Origin of the sequence: Fodinicola feengrottensis, from assembly GCF_039530045.1 — a bacterium.
Taxonomy (GTDB): domain Bacteria; phylum Actinomycetota; class Actinomycetes; order Mycobacteriales; family HKI-0501; genus Fodinicola; species Fodinicola feengrottensis.
In genome coordinates this window covers 195,581-210,402 of record NZ_BAAANY010000010.1, presented here as the reverse complement: position 1 = coordinate 210,402, position 14,822 = coordinate 195,581, and the positions used below count along the sequence as shown (strand labels likewise).

The window sequence follows — 14,822 nt, the reverse complement described above, 5'->3', positions numbered from 1 at the left end:
AGCGATGGCCAAACCGGGTCGCCCCCAGCCTCCACGCGCGAGGGGGATCGCGAGGGGATGAGGCATGAGCGAGGCTCGCGGATAGGCTCTGACACCGTGTTGACCAGCCCGTCTCCCGCAGCCGCCGATGGCGTGTTCGACGCGGCCCACGCGCGCCGGTGGTGTGCGGCGGGGCTGGCCAAGCTGCGGCGGCACCGAGACGAGATCAACGGGCTGAACGTGTTCCCGGTGCCGGACGCGGACACCGGTACGAACCTGGTGCTCACGATGCGGTCGGCGTGCCGGTCGTTGGCCGACGCGGGGGAGTCGGACCGAGTCGGTGAGGTTCTCCGGGCGGCCGCCCGCGGTGCGTTGCTGGGGGCGCGCGGCAACTCCGGGGTGATCGTCGCCGAGTTTCTGCGTGGGCTGGCCGACGCGCTCGCCGGTCACACGGTGGCCACGCCGGTGGAGTTGGCGGCGGCTTTCGGTACGGCCGCGGACGCCTGCTTCGCGGCGGTCGAAGAACCGCTGGACGGGACGATCTTGTCGGTGGCGCGCGCGGCTGCCGAAGCGGCCATAAAGACCACCACCGATCTGGTCGAGGTCTGCGAGGCCGCCGCGCGTGGAGCCGCCGAAGCCCTCGCTCGTACGCCCGACCAGCTCGCGGCGCTCGCCGGCGTGGTCGACGCTGGCGGCAGGGGATTGGTGGTGCTCCTGGAGGCGTTGAGCGTGGTCGCGGCCGGCGGCTCGATCTTGGCCGAGGAGCCCGAGCCCGAGGACGAGCCGGCGCCGGCCGGCCGGCCGGTCGCACCTGCGTACGAGGTCCAATACCTGCTGGACACCGACGCGCCGGCGGTCGAGGTGCTGAGGCGACAGTTGGCGGCGCTGGGTGACTCGCTGGCCGTCGTACGGGCCGATGCCGAGCGCGGGACGTGGAACGTCCATGTCCACGTGGACGACGTGGGTGCCGCGATCGAGGCAGGCGTGGAAGCCGGTCGGCCGCACCGGATCTCGGTCACCCGGTTCGCCGACCAGCTCGACCACGCACCGCACGCCGGGCACGTCCACCAGCCCGAGCCGCCACCTGGCCGCGCGGCACTGTTGATCATGCCCGGCCCGGGCCTCGCGGACGTGCTCACCGAGGCTGGCGCGACCGTCCTGCAAGTGCCCGAGAGCAGGCCGCTGACCAGCGACGACGTACGAGCCGCAGTCGATGCCACCGGCGCCTGGGAGGTCATCGTGGTGTGCTTGAGCGGCAAGAACACCGCCGAGGCCGGTTACGCGCCGGTCGAGGCGGCGGCCGCGAGCGCACGCTCCGATGGCCGGCTGATCGCGGTCGTACCAGTCGCCTCGCCCGTCCAGGCGCTGGCTGCGGCCGCTGTCTACGACCCGGTCAGGCGGTTCGACGACACCGTTATCGCGATGGCCGAGACGGCCGGCGCGACCCGCTGGGCCGAGCTGGTGGTGGCCGCGAAGGAGTCCCTGACGGTCGCCGGCCGGGCCCGCGCCGGGGATGTGGTGGCGCTGGTGGAGGGCGAGGTCATCGCGGTCACCGACGGCCCGGCCGCCGCGGCCCTGGCAGGCGCGCTGACCGATCTGGTGGACCGGCTGCTGGGCGCCGGGGGCGAGCTGGTCACCGTGGTCACCGGCGCGGACGCGACCGAGGGTCTGGGTGCGTTGGTTGAGGAGCACGTACGAGCCCGCTGGCCGCTGGCCGAAGTCCAGGTGATCGACGGCGGGCAGCCCTCCCGGCCCGTTCTTGTCGGGGTGGAATGACAAACTCTTAGCCGTTATGCATTCGATGGAGACGCCGCTGCGGACCGTGCTGGGGAACAGCACGGCTAAGAAGCTTGCCGATCGGCTGGACATGCACACGGTCAGCGACCTGATGCACCACTTCCCCCGGCGCTATGCCGAGCGTGGCGAGCACACCGATCTGGGTTCCCTGGAGGTGGGGGAAGAGGTCACCGTGCTGGCGCAGGTGCAGGCGATGAACGAGCGGCAGACGTTCACCTCGCGGGCGAAGGGGAACTCCCGGCTGCAGATCGCCGAGGTCACCGTGGGGGACGGCCGGAGCAAGCTCAAGCTGACCTTCTTCAACCAGAAGCAGCGGATGAGGCAGCTCCAGGTCGGCACGTGGGCGCTGTTCGCCGGCAAGGTGACCCGTTTCAACAACAACCTGCAGATCACCAACGCCGAGTTCAACGCGTTGGATCCGCTGGAGTTGCTCGACCCGGATTTCGCGGACAATCCCGAGGCGGCCGCCAAGGAGGCCGTGGAGGTGTTCGCCGGCGAGCTCATCCCGGTCTATCCAGCCACCGCGAAGGTGCAGACCTGGGCGATCGCGCGATGTGTGCAGGTGACGCTGGCGACCATGGAGCCGCCGCTGGACCCGCTGTCGGTGGCGCTGCTGCGGCGCCGCGGCCTGCTCGACCTGAACACCGCGCTGCGGGAGATCCACCGGCCCTCCAGCCGTGGCCTGCTGCAGAGGGCGAAAAAGCGGCTGGCCTTCGACGAGGCGCTGGCCTTGCAGATCACGCTGGCCCAGCGCCGGCATGAGGCGCGAGCGCACCCGACGGCGCCACGCCCGGGCGTACGAGGTGGATTGCTGGACGCGTTCGACGCGCGGCTGCCGTTCACCCTGACCGGGGGCCAGCGGGAGATCGGCGAGGTGGTGTCGCGTGAGCTCACCGACTCATATCCGATGCACCGGCTGCTGCAGGGCGAGGTGGGCTCCGGCAAGACCGTGTGCGCGCTCCGGGCGATGTTGCAGGTGGTCGACTCGGGCGGGCAGGCCGCCCTGCTGGCACCGACCGAAGTGTTGGCGAGCCAGCATGCCCGCTCGCTGCGCAAGCTGCTCGGACCGTTCGCGATGGCCGGTGAGCTGGGCGCCGTCGAGCACGCCACCCGCATCACGTTGGTGACCGGGAAGAGCTCTATGACGGCCGCGGCCCGGCGAAATGCCGAGCTGGAAGTCTTCAGCGGCGAGGCCGGCATCGTGGTGGGGACGCACGCGCTGCTGACCGACGCCGTCCAGTTCGCCGACCTCGGGCTGGTGGTCGTCGACGAGCAGCACCGCTTCGGCGTCGAGCAGCGGGACGCCCTGCGCGCCAAGTCCAAGCTGCCCCCGCACGTGCTCGTGATGACCGCGACCCCGATCCCTCGGACCGTGGCGATCACCGTCTACGGCGACCTCGAGGTGTCGGCCCTGGCTGAGCTGCCGGCCGGCCGCGCCGGCATCACCACACACGTCGTGCCGGCCGGTGACCAGCGCTGGATGGACCGGACCTGGAAGCGGGTCCGGGAAGAGGTCGCCGCCGGCCGCCAGGCTTACATCGTCTGCCCCCGGATCGGCGAAGAGACCGGCGGCACCGGCGGGCCCGAGGATGACCTGGAGATCCCCGCCGATCTCGATCAGGAGCAGTCCGAGAAGCGTGAGCTGCTGGCCGTGCTGGATGTCGCGCCGATGCTGATGGAGGGCCCGCTCGCCGGGCTGCGCTGCGCGATCCTGCACGGCCGGATGTCCGCCGACGAGAAGGAGGCGGTGATGACCGCGTTTGGCGCCGGCAAACTCGACGTACTGATCGCCACCACCGTCATCGAGGTCGGCGTCGACGTGCCCAACGCCACCGTCATGGTGGTGCTCGACGCGGACCGCTTCGGCGTGAGCCAGCTGCACCAGCTGCGTGGCCGGGTCGGCCGCGGTGGCGCGCCCGGGCTCTGCCTGCTGGTCACCGGGACGGCCCCGGAAACCCCGACCGGGCAGCGGCTGAAGAGCGTCGCTGAAAACATTGACGGCTTCAAGCTGGCCAGGATTGACCTGGAGCAGCGTCGCGAGGGCGACGTGCTGGGCGCCCTGCAGTCGGGGCGGCGATCGCAGCTCAAACTGCTGTCGCTGCTGCGCGATCACGACCTGATCCAGGAGGCCCGAGACGAGGCCACCGCGATTGTGGAGGCAGACCCGAGCCTGTCTGACCACCAGCCCCTGGCCGCCGCCGTGCGCGCCTTCCTGGACCCCGACTCCGCCGACTACCTGTCCAAGGGCTGACCGGCGAGCCGGACCAAGGTCAGTAGGCTCGCGGACGTGACCAGGATCGTGGCCGGGAAGGCTGGGGGGCGGCGGCTGCGGGTGCCGCCGGGGCGGCACACCAGGCCGACCGCGGATCGTACGAGGGAGGCCCTGTTCTCCTCGCTGGACTCGTTGGTCGACCTGGAGTCGGCCCGGGTCCTGGACCTGTACGCGGGGTCCGGCGCGATCGGGCTGGAAGCGGCCTCGCGGGGTGCGCCGGAGGTCACGCTGGTCGAGAGCGCGAGGCCGGCGCTCGCGATCCTGCGGGCCAACATCAGCGAGCTCGGGCTCACCGGCATCGCCGTCGAGGCGCTGGCGGTCGAGCGGCTGGCGGCGACCCCGGCCCCGCACGCGTACGACTGCGTCTTCGCCGACCCGCCGTACGCGCTGCCGGCCGACGATCTCGGCAAGGTGATCACGGACCTGCATGACAACGGCTGGCTCGCCCCGGCGGCGGTCGTGGTGGTGGAGCGGTCGTCCCGGGATCCGGAGTGGGTGTGGCCGGAACCACTGGGCGCCATCCGTCGGCGCACGTACGGCGAATGCGCGCTTTGGTACGGTCAGGCCGTCCCAGCCTGAGCGCAACGGGAGGTCTCGCGGTGCGGCGTGCGGTGTGCCCCGGTTCCTTCGATCCGGTCACCAACGGACACCTGGACATCATCGGCCGCGCCTGTCGGCTGTATGACCAGGTCGTGGTGGCCGTGCTGATCAACCAGAACAAGCAGGGGCTGTTCCCGGTCGAGGAGCGCATCGAGCTGCTGCGCGAGGTGACGTCGTCGTACGGCAATGTCGTGATCGACTCGTTCCGGGGGCTGCTGGTCGACTACTGCCGGACCAACGACATCCCGGTGGTGATCAAGGGGTTGCGGGCGGTCAGCGACTTCGACTACGAGCTGCAGATGGCTCAGATGAACCACGGCCTCGCCGGGGTGGAGACCCTCTTCATGCCCACCAACCCGCTGCACTCTTTCTTGTCCTCCAGTCTGGTCAAGGACGTGGCACGCTGGGGCGGTGATGTCTCGGAGCACGTGCCGGACGCCGTCCGCAAGCGGCTGGTCGAGCAGTTCGGCCGGTCCGGCTCCGAGTCGGGCGGTGCGCCGGCCTGACCGGCGCAGGGGGAAACGGAACCAATGAGCGACATCGACCAGACCGGCAGACACCAGTTCTTCCAGGCAGGAGACCAACCCGTGGACGGCCTAGACGGCTCTGACCTACCCACCGGGGCACTCCCGTCGATGCCGATACCGGAGCGCCGGGCCAGCACCGAGGACTCGCTGGACCGGATCGACGAGCTGACCGCGATGGTGGAGCACGCCCGTGGGGTGCCGATGTCGTCCAACTGCATCGTCAACCGTGGCGAGATGCTGGGCCTGCTGGACGAGCTACGGGTCGAGCTGCCGACCGAGATCCGCCGCGCGCAGGCCCTGCTGGAGGAGCGCGACAAGCTCATCGCCGCTGGTCAGCGCGAGGCCGACCGGATCATCGGGGAGGCGCACGGCGAGCACGCCCGACTGGTGTCCACCGCCGAGGTGACGGTGGCCGCGCAGCACGAGGCGAACCGGATCCGGACCGAGGCCAAGGCCTCGGCCCACCGGCGCCGCGAGGAGACCGACCAGCTCATCGACACCGCGCTGGCCAACTTCGAGCAGACCCTGCAGCGCAACCTCGCCTTCGTCGAGCGCAGCCGGGACAAGCTGAAGGCGCTGTCCGAGATCGGCCCGTACGAAGCGGATGACGAGGCCGGGCCGCTGCCCTTCTGAGGAGCCGGTTTCGACGCTCGGGAGCCGTTGGGGTAGCCTCGTTCTTCGGTTTGCATTCAGACCGTCACGTGCGTTGCCAATCGGAGAAGTCGCCAAGAAACCGCTATGCCCGAGAACAGAACTGGTCAGACTCAGAGCCGCGCCGGCGTTGATCACCGGTCGCCGTTCGTTGTTGGCGTGCGCCAATTCGATCGGCATCCCGGCGAAATGCGGCTTTTCCAGGTGGACGTGCCCGCTCCGGCGGGTCTCGGGCTGGACATGATCGCGGTTCCCGAAGGTGCCCTGCTTGACCTGGATCTGCGGCTGGAAGTGGTGAGTGAGGGCGTGTACGCGTCCGGCACTGTGACCGCGCCGCTGGCTGGCGAGTGCGGCCGCTGCCTGGAGGCGATCGACACCGAGGTGGTGGTCGACGTGCAGGAGCTCTTCGTCTTCCCGGACAGTACGACCGCCGAGACCACCGACGAAGAGGAGCTTCCCCGGCTGAAGGACGACACGATCGACCTGGAGGAAGTGGTCCGCACGGCGATCGTGCTGGCCCTGCCGCCCAACCCGTTGTGCCAGCCCGACTGCGCGGGCCTGTGCCCGGACTGCGGTGGCCGCTGGGATGATCTGCCGGATGACCACAGCCATGACCTGGCTGACCCGCGTTGGGCCGCGCTGCAGGCGTTGACCAGCCCGGACGCACCAACCGGACCGCCGCCGACGGCGGTCGCTGATTCCACGGGCGACCAGCGCCCGGACCGCTTGAAGGAGAACTAAGACCGTGGCCGTCCCGAAGCGCAAGATGTCGCGCAGCAACACCCGTTCGCGTCGCTCGCAGTGGAAGACCACGGCGGTGGCGACACAGCCGTGCCCGCAGTGCCACTCGCCCAAGCTCCCGCACACGGCGTGCAGCGTCTGCGGTCAGTACAACGGCCGCCAGGTCATCGCGGTCTGACCGGCGGCCCCGGACCTTATGCCCGTAGCCAACGGACAGGACATCGGCGTTACTCGCAGCGGCGGTCAGAAGAAGGGCGAGCGGCCGTCCGCGGACCTGCTGGCCGCCGCCATCGGCGTACCGATCGGCGACGAACTGCTGATGCGGGCGTTGACGCATCGCTCGTACGCGTACGAGAACGGCGGTCTGCCGACCAACGAGCGGCTGGAGTTCCTCGGCGACTCGGTGCTCGGCGTCGTCGTCACCACGCGTCTTTACCGGGACTACCCGGAGCTGCCGGAAGGCCAGTTGGCCAAGCTGCGCGCCTCGGTGGTGAACATGCGCGCCCTGGCCGCGGTGGCCCGCAAGCTCGGGCCGGGCGGCCTGGGTGCGCACGTCTACCTCGGCAAAGGCGAGGAGGCCACCGGTGGTCGGGACAAGTCCAGCATCCTCGCGGACACCCTGGAAGCGGTCCTGGGCGCGGTGTACGAGCAATATGACATGGACACCGCGACGATGGTCGTCCTCAAGCTGTTCGGGCAGGTCATCTCGGACGCCGCCGAGCGTGGCGCCGGCCTGGACTGGAAGACCAGCCTGCAGGAGCTGACCGCGAACGACTCGCTCGGCGTCCCTGAGTACAAGGTCACCGCGACCGGTCCGGACCACGACAAGACCTTCTCCGCGGTCGCCGTGGTGCACGGCGAGGAAGTCGGCTCCGGCAGCGGGCACAGCAAGAAGGAAGCCGAGCAGGAGGCCGCCGAGGCCGCCTGGCGGCTGTTGCGCTCCCGGCAGCCCGACGCCGCGTCCGTACCAGCCCTCGCCGACGGCGCCGCCCATCACGTCCGCTGACACTCGCTTCACTCTTTTACCGCATCGACGCGATGCGTGCGTTTGGCGCACGCATCGCGTCGATGCGGTAAAGGCTGGAGTCGTTGCGGACGTGGGTAGCGAGATTGGCCACAGCGGCTGGTACGCGCGAGCTGCCGCGGTAGCGGGGCGGATACAGTTTCGCGGTGCCCGAGTTGCCGGAAGTCGAGACCGTAAGAGCTGGGCTGCAGCAGTGGGTGGCCGGTCGGACGGTGGCCGCCGTCGAGGTGCTGCATCCGCGGGCGATCCGGCGCGAGGCCGGTGGCGCGGTCGGGTTCGCCGAGCGGATCGTCGGGCGGACGGTGCTGTCGGCGCAGCGGCGCGGGAAGTATTTGTGGCTTCCGCTGGATTCCGGTGACGTGGTCGTCGCGCACCTGGGGATGAGCGGGCAGTTGCTCGTCCAGGCGGCGGACTCCGAAGACGAGAAGCACCTGCGGATCCGGTGGGATTTCACCGACGGCGGCCGGCAGTTGCGGTTCGTGGACCAGCGGACTTTTGGCGGTATGTTCGTCGACGCCCTCGTCCCGTACGAGCTGGCGCTGTCTTCGGAAGTGCCGGAGACGCTGCAGCACATCGCCCCCGATCCGCTGGAAGAGGTCTTCTCCGAAACGGCGTTCGCGGCCGCCGTACGGGCGCGTACGACCGGCATCAAACGCGCTTTGCTGGACCAGTCCCTGATTTCCGGCGTCGGCAACATTTACGCGGACGAGTCGCTGTGGCGGGCGAAACTGCATTACGCCCGGCCGACCGAAACCCTGACCAAGCCGGCGATCGGTCAGTTGCTGGGACATATCCGCGACGTGATGGCCGAAGCGTTGAAACAGGGCGGCACCAGTTTCGACAGCCTTTACGTGGACGTCAACGGGAGCAGCGGATATTTCGACCGCTCCCTGAACGCGTACGGGCAGGAGGGCCTGCCGTGTCCGCGCTGCGATACGCCGATCCGGCGCGATCCTTTCATGAACAGATCGAGCTACAGCTGCCCGCATTGCCAGCCGCGGCCCCGCCGGGCGCACTGGTGAAATCCCTACCGGACCTGGTTCGCCGGCTGCCGGTGGATCCGTTCATCCTGGCCATTCTGGCCACCGTCGGGCTGGCCGCGTTGCTGCCGGCCAGCGGGATCGGGACGGCGATTGCCAGCCGTGCCACCACTGTCGTGATTGGACTGTTGTTCTTCCTGTACGGCGCGAGACTGTCGACTCAGGCGGCATGGGAGGGCATCAAGCACTGGCGGCTGCACGCGGTGGTGATGGCGTCGACGTTCGTCCTGTTTCCGGTGTTGGGACTCGCCGCCCGGGTGCTCGTCCCGAGCGTGCTTACTCCGCAGCTTTATGCCGGCGTCCTGTTTTTGTGTGTGTTGCCGTCCACTGTGCAGTCATCGATCGCGTTTACCTCGATAGCGGGCGGAAACGTGGCTGCCGCGATCTGCAGCGCGTCACTGTCCAATCTGGCCGGTGTGGTGATCAGCCCGCTGCTGGTGGGCACCTTCCTGGCCGCGAGCGGTGGCATCAACGCATCGTCCATTCAGGACATCGCGCTCCAGTTGCTGGCGCCTTTCCTGCTCGGTCAGGTGGCCCGGCGGTGGATCGCCGACTGGGTGCAGCGCCATCACAAGGTGCTGAGTCTGGTCGATCGAGGCTCGATCCTGCTCGTCGTCTACACCGCTTTCAGTGCCGGGGTGGCGGCCGGGATTTGGCATCGGCTGTCCGGCTGGCAGCTTTTCGCGCTGTTGCTGGTGGATGTCGTGCTGCTCGCCGTGGTGCTGACTGTCACCAGCCTGTCGGCGCGGGCGCTGAAATTCTCCCGCCCGGACCAGATCACCATTGTTTTCTGCGGCTCCAAGAAAAGCCTCGCCACCGGGCTGCCGATGGCCAATATCCTGTTCGCGGCGCACGGGGTCGGGTTGGTCGTGTTGCCGTTGATGCTTTTCCACCAAATCCAGCTGATGGCCTGCGCGTGGCTCGCGCGCCGGTACGCTGCGAAGGCGGGGCGGCCGGCCGGGGCTGCCAGCGAACCCGAGGTGGGGACCGATGCCGACACGTACCAGCGAGCCGACCGCGAGCGCTGAGATCACCGTCGCCGCCACGCCTGACGAGGTCTACGCGTTGGTCAGCGATGTCACCCGTACGCCTGAATACGCGGTCGAATGCGTCCGGTGCGAGTGGGTCGGCGGCACCGGCCCGGCCGTCGGGGTCCGGTTTCGTGGCAACAACCGGCACGGCAACCGGCGGTGGACGACGATTAGTGAGGTCGTCGCGGCCGAGCCGGGCGCCCGGTTCGCCTTCGAGGTGGTCACCGTCGGCACCCGGGTGGCGCGCTGGGAGTACGAGATAGCCGCTGCCGACGGCGGTGCGCGCGTCACCGAGAGCACCTGGGACCAGCGGCCCGGCTGGTTGCGGATCGCCAGCATCGCGGCCACCGGGGTGCGGGACCGGACGGCCGAGAACAACCAGAACATCCGCCGCACGCTGGAGCGCCTCAAGGTGATCGTCGAGAGTAATGCGAGTCACGCATGAGAAGTTTCTGAAGAGGAGCGAGGCAGGTGGCGGAGTCCGCGGACGACGTTGTACGGCTGACCGCGTGGGTGCGCGGCTACGTCCAGGGCGTCGGTTTTCGTTGGTGGACACGGGCTCGAGCACTCGAGCTCGGGTTGCGCGGGTGGGCGTCGAACCTCGACGACGGCCGTGTGGAAGTGGTCGCGGAAGGGCCCAAAGCGGACTGTGAGCGACTGCTCGAGGTGCTCGGCGGTGGTCGTACGCCCGGCCAGGTCGAGGCTGTCGTGGAGCGCTGGTCGCCCGCTCGTGGGTTGGCGGTAGGATTCAGGGAGCGCTGATCGGCCCAATCCTGGAATTTGGGGAGTTTGTGCTGGTCGCGCGGGGTGTGACCGGGCAGTGGGGGGATGAACTTGACCGGTCGTGCCGCCCGGCGGACACTGGAGTGACCGCCTTGGAGTACAGATAACTGCCAAGGTCAAAAAGTCTGCGCCCGCAACCAGCTGGCGCTGCAACAAGGAGTCATGATGGCGAAGGCCCTGCTCGGCCACATCGGTACGGCGCCCGATCGGCGCTTGGCCGATGAGGTACATCGGCTGCGCGCTCGGGTACGCGCGATGGAGTTCGAGGTCGCTCGGCTGCGTGCCGACAATGACCGGCTTCACGCGGCGGTGTCCGCAGCTGACGATCAGATCCGACTTTCGATACTCGAAGAGCCCGCGCTCACCTGATTTCTCGTCCTTCCAGGTAGCCTGCGCGACAGGCCCTTTCCCCGCCGGTGCACCTCCACTCACTCGGCGTCGGCCTCCAAAAGGAAGTTCACCCGGCCTGATCGCGGCCGGGCAGAGCTGTTGAGTCGACTGCTACGTCCGGAGAGTTTGTGCACCTCAAAAGCCTTACCCTGAAGGGATTCAAGTCCTTCGCGTCGGCGACGCACCTGCGTTTCGAGCCCGGCATCAACGCCGTGGTGGGGCCTAACGGCTCCGGCAAGTCGAACGTGGTGGACGCGCTCGCCTGGGTGATGGGGGAGCAGGGCGCCAAGTCGTTGCGCGGCGGCAAGATGGAGGACGTGATCTTCGCCGGCACCGCCGGCCGGGCGCCGCTCGGGCGGGCCGAGGTCACCCTGACGATCGACAACACCGACAGCGCGCTGCCGATCGACTACACCGAGGTCTCGATCACCCGTCGGATGTTCCGGTCCGGCGAGAGTGAGTACGAGATCAACGGCACCAAGTGCCGTCTGTTGGACGTCCAGGAGCTGCTGTCCGACTCCGGCATTGGCCGGGAAATGCACGTCATCATCGGCCAGGGCAAGCTCGACTCGGTGTTGCAGGCCAAACCCGAGGACCGGCGCGGCTTCATCGAGGAGGCCGCCGGCGTACTGAAACACCGCAAACGCAAGGAAAAAGCGGTCCGCAAGCTGGAGGCGATGGGGGCCAACCTCAACCGGCTCACCGACCTCACCGCGGAGCTGCGCCGCCAGCTCAAGCCGCTGGGGAAACAGGCCGAGGTGGCCCGCCGGGCCGCCACCGTGCAGGCGGATCTGCGCGACTCCCGGCTCCGGCTGTTGGCCGACGATTTCCTGACTTTGCGCGGAACACTGGAAAAAGAGGTGGCCGACGAGGCCGCCATCCGGGACCGCCGCGGGATCGTCGAGCGGGAGTTGGCACAGCGGCGCGAGCGCGAAGCCGAGCTGGACATCGCGGTCGCCGACGTGGCGCCGGCGCTGTCCCGCGCGCAGGAGACCTGGTATCGGCTGTCAGCGCTGGCTGAGCGGTTCCGGGGCACCGCGCAGCTGGCCGAGGAGCGGGTCCGGTTCCTGGCCGGCGAGGCCGAGGAGATCGCCTCCGGCCGTGATCCGGAGGCGCTGGACCGCGAAGCCGCCGCCGTACGGGAGCAGGAGGCCGAGCTCACCGCCCTGCAGGAGACTGAGGGCGAGCGGTTGGAAGACGCCCTCGACTACCGCAAGGACATCGAACGGCGGCTGTCCGAGGCCGAGAAAGCGCTGGTCGCGGCCGTACGATCGGTCGCAGACCGGCGGGAGGGCCTGGCCAAACTGACCGGCCAGGTGAACGCGGCCCGCAGCCGTACGTCCGCCAAGGCCGACGAGATCGAGCGGCTGTCGGCCACCATCGCGCAGGCGGTCGAGCGGGCGCAGCAGGCGCAGGGCGAGTTCGACACGCTGCAGTCCCAGATCGATGGGCTGAACGAGGGCGAGCTGGGCCTGGACGAGCGGCACGAGGCCGCCACCGAAGAGCACCAGACCGCGAAGGCGCGCGTCAACGAGCTGCGCGATGCGTTGCGGGCAGCCGAAAAATCGGCCAGCGAGTGGAAGGCCCGCGAAGAGGCGCTCGCGCTGGGCCTGCGTCGCAAGGACGGCGCCGCCGCGCTGCTCGCCGCCGGCGACCGCGCCCCGGGCCTGCTGGGCAGCATCGCCGCGTTGCTGACCGTGGACACCGGCGCCGAGGTGGCGATCGCGGCCGCCCTCGGGCCGATCGCGGACGCGGTGGCCGCGGCCACCGCCGACGACGCGATCACCGCCCTGAAGCTGTTGCGTGCGGAGGATTCCGGTCAGGCCGGGATCCTGATTGGCGGAGCCGGTGCGCCGGTGGATCGGAACAGCTGGCCGCCGCTGCCGGCCGGCGCCCGTTGGGCCGTCGATGCCGTGCAAGCCCCCGAACACCTCCGACAGGCTCTGCTGCGTTCGCTGGACCGGGTCGCGCTCGTACCGGATCTGCCTGCAGCGCGCGCTCTGGTCGCTTATCACCCGGCCGTACGAGCCGTCACCGCCGAAGGTGACCAGCTCGGCGCGGACTGGGCCGCCGGCGGATCGGCTTCGGCGCCCAGCCTGATCGAGGTGCAGGCGGCGGTGGACGAGGCCGAGCAGCACCGCCGTGAGTACGGCGACCAGGTCAGCCGCCTGTCCGCCGAGCTGGAGGCCGCAACTGGTGCCGCGACGGCGACAAAAGCGCAGGTGGAGACGGCTCTGCAGGGGTTGCACGAGTCGGACGCCCGGATGAACGCGGTGACCGAGCAGCTCGCCCAGCTGGGCGCGGCGGCCCGGTCCGCGACCGGCGAGGCGGAGCGGTTGACCGCGGCCCGGCGCAAGGCCGAAGAGGCCCGCGACCAGGACCTGGAGGCCCTCACCGCGCTGGAGGAGCGGCTGTTCATGGCCGAGGACACGCCCGTCGACGACGAGCCGTCCAGCGATGAGCGGGACGACCTGAACGCCGAGGTGGTGGTGTCCCGGCAGCGCGAGATGGAGGCGCGGCTCGCGGTGCGTACGGCCGAGGAGCGCGTCCGTGCGTTGCACGGCCGGGCCGAGTCGTTGGAGCGGGCGGCCGCCGCCGAGCGGGCCACCCGGGAGCGGGCGCAGCGGGCCCGTGCGGCCCGCATCCGCGGCGCCGCCATCGCCAAGACCGTCGGGATCGCCGGCCGGGAGGCGGCCACCAAGGTCGCCATGTCGCTGGAGATCGCCTCCGCCGAGCGGGATGCGGCCAGTGAGCGGCGGGCCGCGGTGGACGCTGAGCTGGTGAGCCTGCGGGCTCGTACGCGCGAGCTGTCCAGCGAGCTGGACCGGCTCACCGACGCCGTCCATAAGGACGAGATGGCCCGCGCTGAGCAGCGCATGCGGATCGACGCGCTGGAAACCAAGGCGGCCGAGGACCACGGCATCGAGATCGAGACGCTGATCACCGAATACGGCCCGGAGCAGCTGGTGCCGCCGTCGCTGGCCGAGGTCGCCAAGGCCGAGACCGACGGCAAGGAGGCGCCTGGCCCGAAGCCGTACGATCGGGCTGTCCAGGAGAAGCGGGCGGCCCGCGCCGAGCGGGACCTGGCGCTGTTGGGCAAGGTGAACCCGCTGGCGTTGGAGGAGTTCGCGGCACTGGAGGAGCGGCACACATTCCTGTCGACGCAGCTGGAAGACCTGAAGAAGACGCGTAAGGACCTGCAGACCGTCATTAAAGACGTGGACGAGCGGATCCTGGAAGTCTTCACCGAGGCCTACAACGACGTGGCCGCGGAATTCGAGATTGTTTTCCGCACTTTGTTCCCCGGCGGCGATGGCCGGTTGATTCTGACCGACCCCGACGACATGCTGCTGACCGGCATCGAGGTCGAGGCGCGCCCGCCCGGTAAGAAGGTCAAGCGGCTGTCGCTGCTGTCCGGCGGCGAGCGGTCGCTGACCGCGGTTGCCTTGCTGGTGGCCATTTTCCGGGCCCGCCCGTCGCCTTTCTACGTGCTGGACGAGGTCGAGGCCGCCCTGGATGACACCAACCTGGGCCGCCTGCTCGTTCTTGTCGAGCAACTGCGCAACACCTCGCAGCTGCTGATCATCACCCACCAGAAACGTACGATGGAGATCGCCGACGCACTGTATGGCGTGTCCATGCGCGGCGACGGCATCACCCAGGTGATCAGCCAGCGGATCCGCGAACCCGAGCCGGCATAGATGAAACTAAAACTCGATCTGCACGATATTTACAACAAAGGTGACCAGATCGAGAAAGCGCTGCAGGACATCATGGCTGAGGCCGTCACGAAGAAGGCACCCCTGGTCGAGATCATTCCCGGCAAGGGGTCCGGCCAACTGAAGAAGCGAGTGCTGCGTTTCCTGCAACAAAAGGAAGTCAAGGCCCTCTACCACCGGATCGAAAAGGACTCCGACAACTTCGGTCGAGTCTTCGTCCACTTCCGCTGGAAATAGGCGCGGTTTATCGAATCCAGTCCCGTACAAA

15 protein-coding genes are annotated in these 14,822 nt (G+C 69.2%); all 15 read left to right on the top strand.

What is annotated here, in order from left to right; all coding sequences use genetic code 11:
- The first annotated feature begins 96 nt into the window (after positions 1 to 96).
- The 15 genes from ABD301_RS17300 (at position 97) to ABD301_RS17230 (ending at position 14,791) form a co-directional block, all read left to right on the top strand.
- Positions 97 to 1,755, top strand: a complete 1,659-nt coding sequence (locus tag ABD301_RS17300) for a DAK2 domain-containing protein (RefSeq protein ID WP_344311288.1) — start codon at positions 97 to 99, stop codon at positions 1,753 to 1,755.
- Positions 1,756 to 1,771: 16 nt separating this feature from the next.
- On the top strand, positions 1,772 to 4,027 hold the full coding sequence (gene recG, locus ABD301_RS17295) for an ATP-dependent DNA helicase RecG (protein ID WP_344311287.1): 2,256 nt from the start codon (positions 1,772 to 1,774) through the stop codon (positions 4,025 to 4,027).
- Positions 4,028 to 4,063: 36 nt separating this feature from the next.
- Positions 4,064 to 4,627 (top strand): 16S rRNA (guanine(966)-N(2))-methyltransferase RsmD, encoded by a 564-nt coding sequence (rsmD, locus tag ABD301_RS17290; protein ID WP_163569077.1) that lies wholly within the window; start codon positions 4,064 to 4,066, stop codon positions 4,625 to 4,627.
- A 20-nt stretch (positions 4,628 to 4,647) separates the two neighbouring features.
- Entirely contained in the window at positions 4,648 to 5,154 is a 507-nt protein-coding gene (coaD, locus tag ABD301_RS17285) for a pantetheine-phosphate adenylyltransferase (RefSeq protein WP_163569076.1), read from the top strand.
- Between the two features lie 24 nt (positions 5,155 to 5,178).
- On the top strand, positions 5,179 to 5,808 hold the full coding sequence (locus ABD301_RS17280; RefSeq protein ID WP_279580768.1) for an ATP synthase subunit B family protein: 630 nt from the start codon (positions 5,179 to 5,181) through the stop codon (positions 5,806 to 5,808).
- A gap of 177 nt (positions 5,809 to 5,985) precedes the next feature.
- Entirely contained in the window at positions 5,986 to 6,567 is a 582-nt protein-coding gene (locus ABD301_RS17275; RefSeq protein ID WP_279580767.1) for a YceD family protein, read from the top strand.
- A gap of 4 nt (positions 6,568 to 6,571) precedes the next feature.
- Entirely contained in the window at positions 6,572 to 6,745 is a 174-nt protein-coding gene (rpmF, locus tag ABD301_RS17270; protein ID WP_163569074.1) for a 50S ribosomal protein L32, read from the top strand.
- A gap of 18 nt (positions 6,746 to 6,763) precedes the next feature.
- Positions 6,764 to 7,573 carry a ribonuclease III gene (gene rnc, locus ABD301_RS17265; protein WP_163569073.1) on the top strand — a complete coding sequence of 270 codons (810 nt, stop codon included), beginning with the start codon at positions 6,764 to 6,766 and terminating at the stop codon, positions 7,571 to 7,573.
- Between the two features lie 164 nt (positions 7,574 to 7,737).
- Positions 7,738 to 8,613, top strand: coding sequence for a bifunctional DNA-formamidopyrimidine glycosylase/DNA-(apurinic or apyrimidinic site) lyase (mutM, locus tag ABD301_RS17260; protein WP_344311286.1), 876 nt, complete (start codon positions 7,738 to 7,740; stop codon positions 8,611 to 8,613).
- Positions 8,607 to 9,659, top strand: coding sequence for a bile acid:sodium symporter family protein (locus ABD301_RS17255; RefSeq protein WP_344311330.1), 1,053 nt, complete (start codon positions 8,607 to 8,609; stop codon positions 9,657 to 9,659). The genes mutM and ABD301_RS17255 overlap by 7 nt, the downstream gene beginning before the upstream one ends.
- The gene (locus ABD301_RS17250) at positions 9,622 to 10,107 is read left to right on the top strand and encodes an SRPBCC family protein (protein WP_163569072.1); all 486 of its coding nucleotides are present in this window, start codon (positions 9,622 to 9,624) and stop codon (positions 10,105 to 10,107) included. The genes ABD301_RS17255 and ABD301_RS17250 overlap by 38 nt, the downstream gene beginning before the upstream one ends.
- Before the next feature lie 26 nt (positions 10,108 to 10,133).
- Positions 10,134 to 10,424 (top strand): acylphosphatase, encoded by a 291-nt coding sequence (locus ABD301_RS17245; RefSeq protein WP_163569071.1) that lies wholly within the window; start codon positions 10,134 to 10,136, stop codon positions 10,422 to 10,424.
- Positions 10,425 to 10,610: 186 nt separating this feature from the next.
- Positions 10,611 to 10,814, top strand: coding sequence for a hypothetical protein (locus tag ABD301_RS17240; protein ID WP_163569156.1), 204 nt, complete (start codon positions 10,611 to 10,613; stop codon positions 10,812 to 10,814).
- A gap of 149 nt (positions 10,815 to 10,963) precedes the next feature.
- Complete coding sequence (gene smc, locus ABD301_RS17235) at positions 10,964 to 14,536, top strand: chromosome segregation protein SMC (protein WP_344311285.1); 3,573 nt, start codon at positions 10,964 to 10,966, stop codon at positions 14,534 to 14,536.
- Positions 14,537 to 14,791 carry a Smr/MutS family protein gene (locus ABD301_RS17230; RefSeq protein ID WP_163569070.1) on the top strand — a complete coding sequence of 85 codons (255 nt, stop codon included), beginning with the start codon at positions 14,537 to 14,539 and terminating at the stop codon, positions 14,789 to 14,791.
- Positions 14,792 to 14,822: the final 31 nt, after the last annotated feature.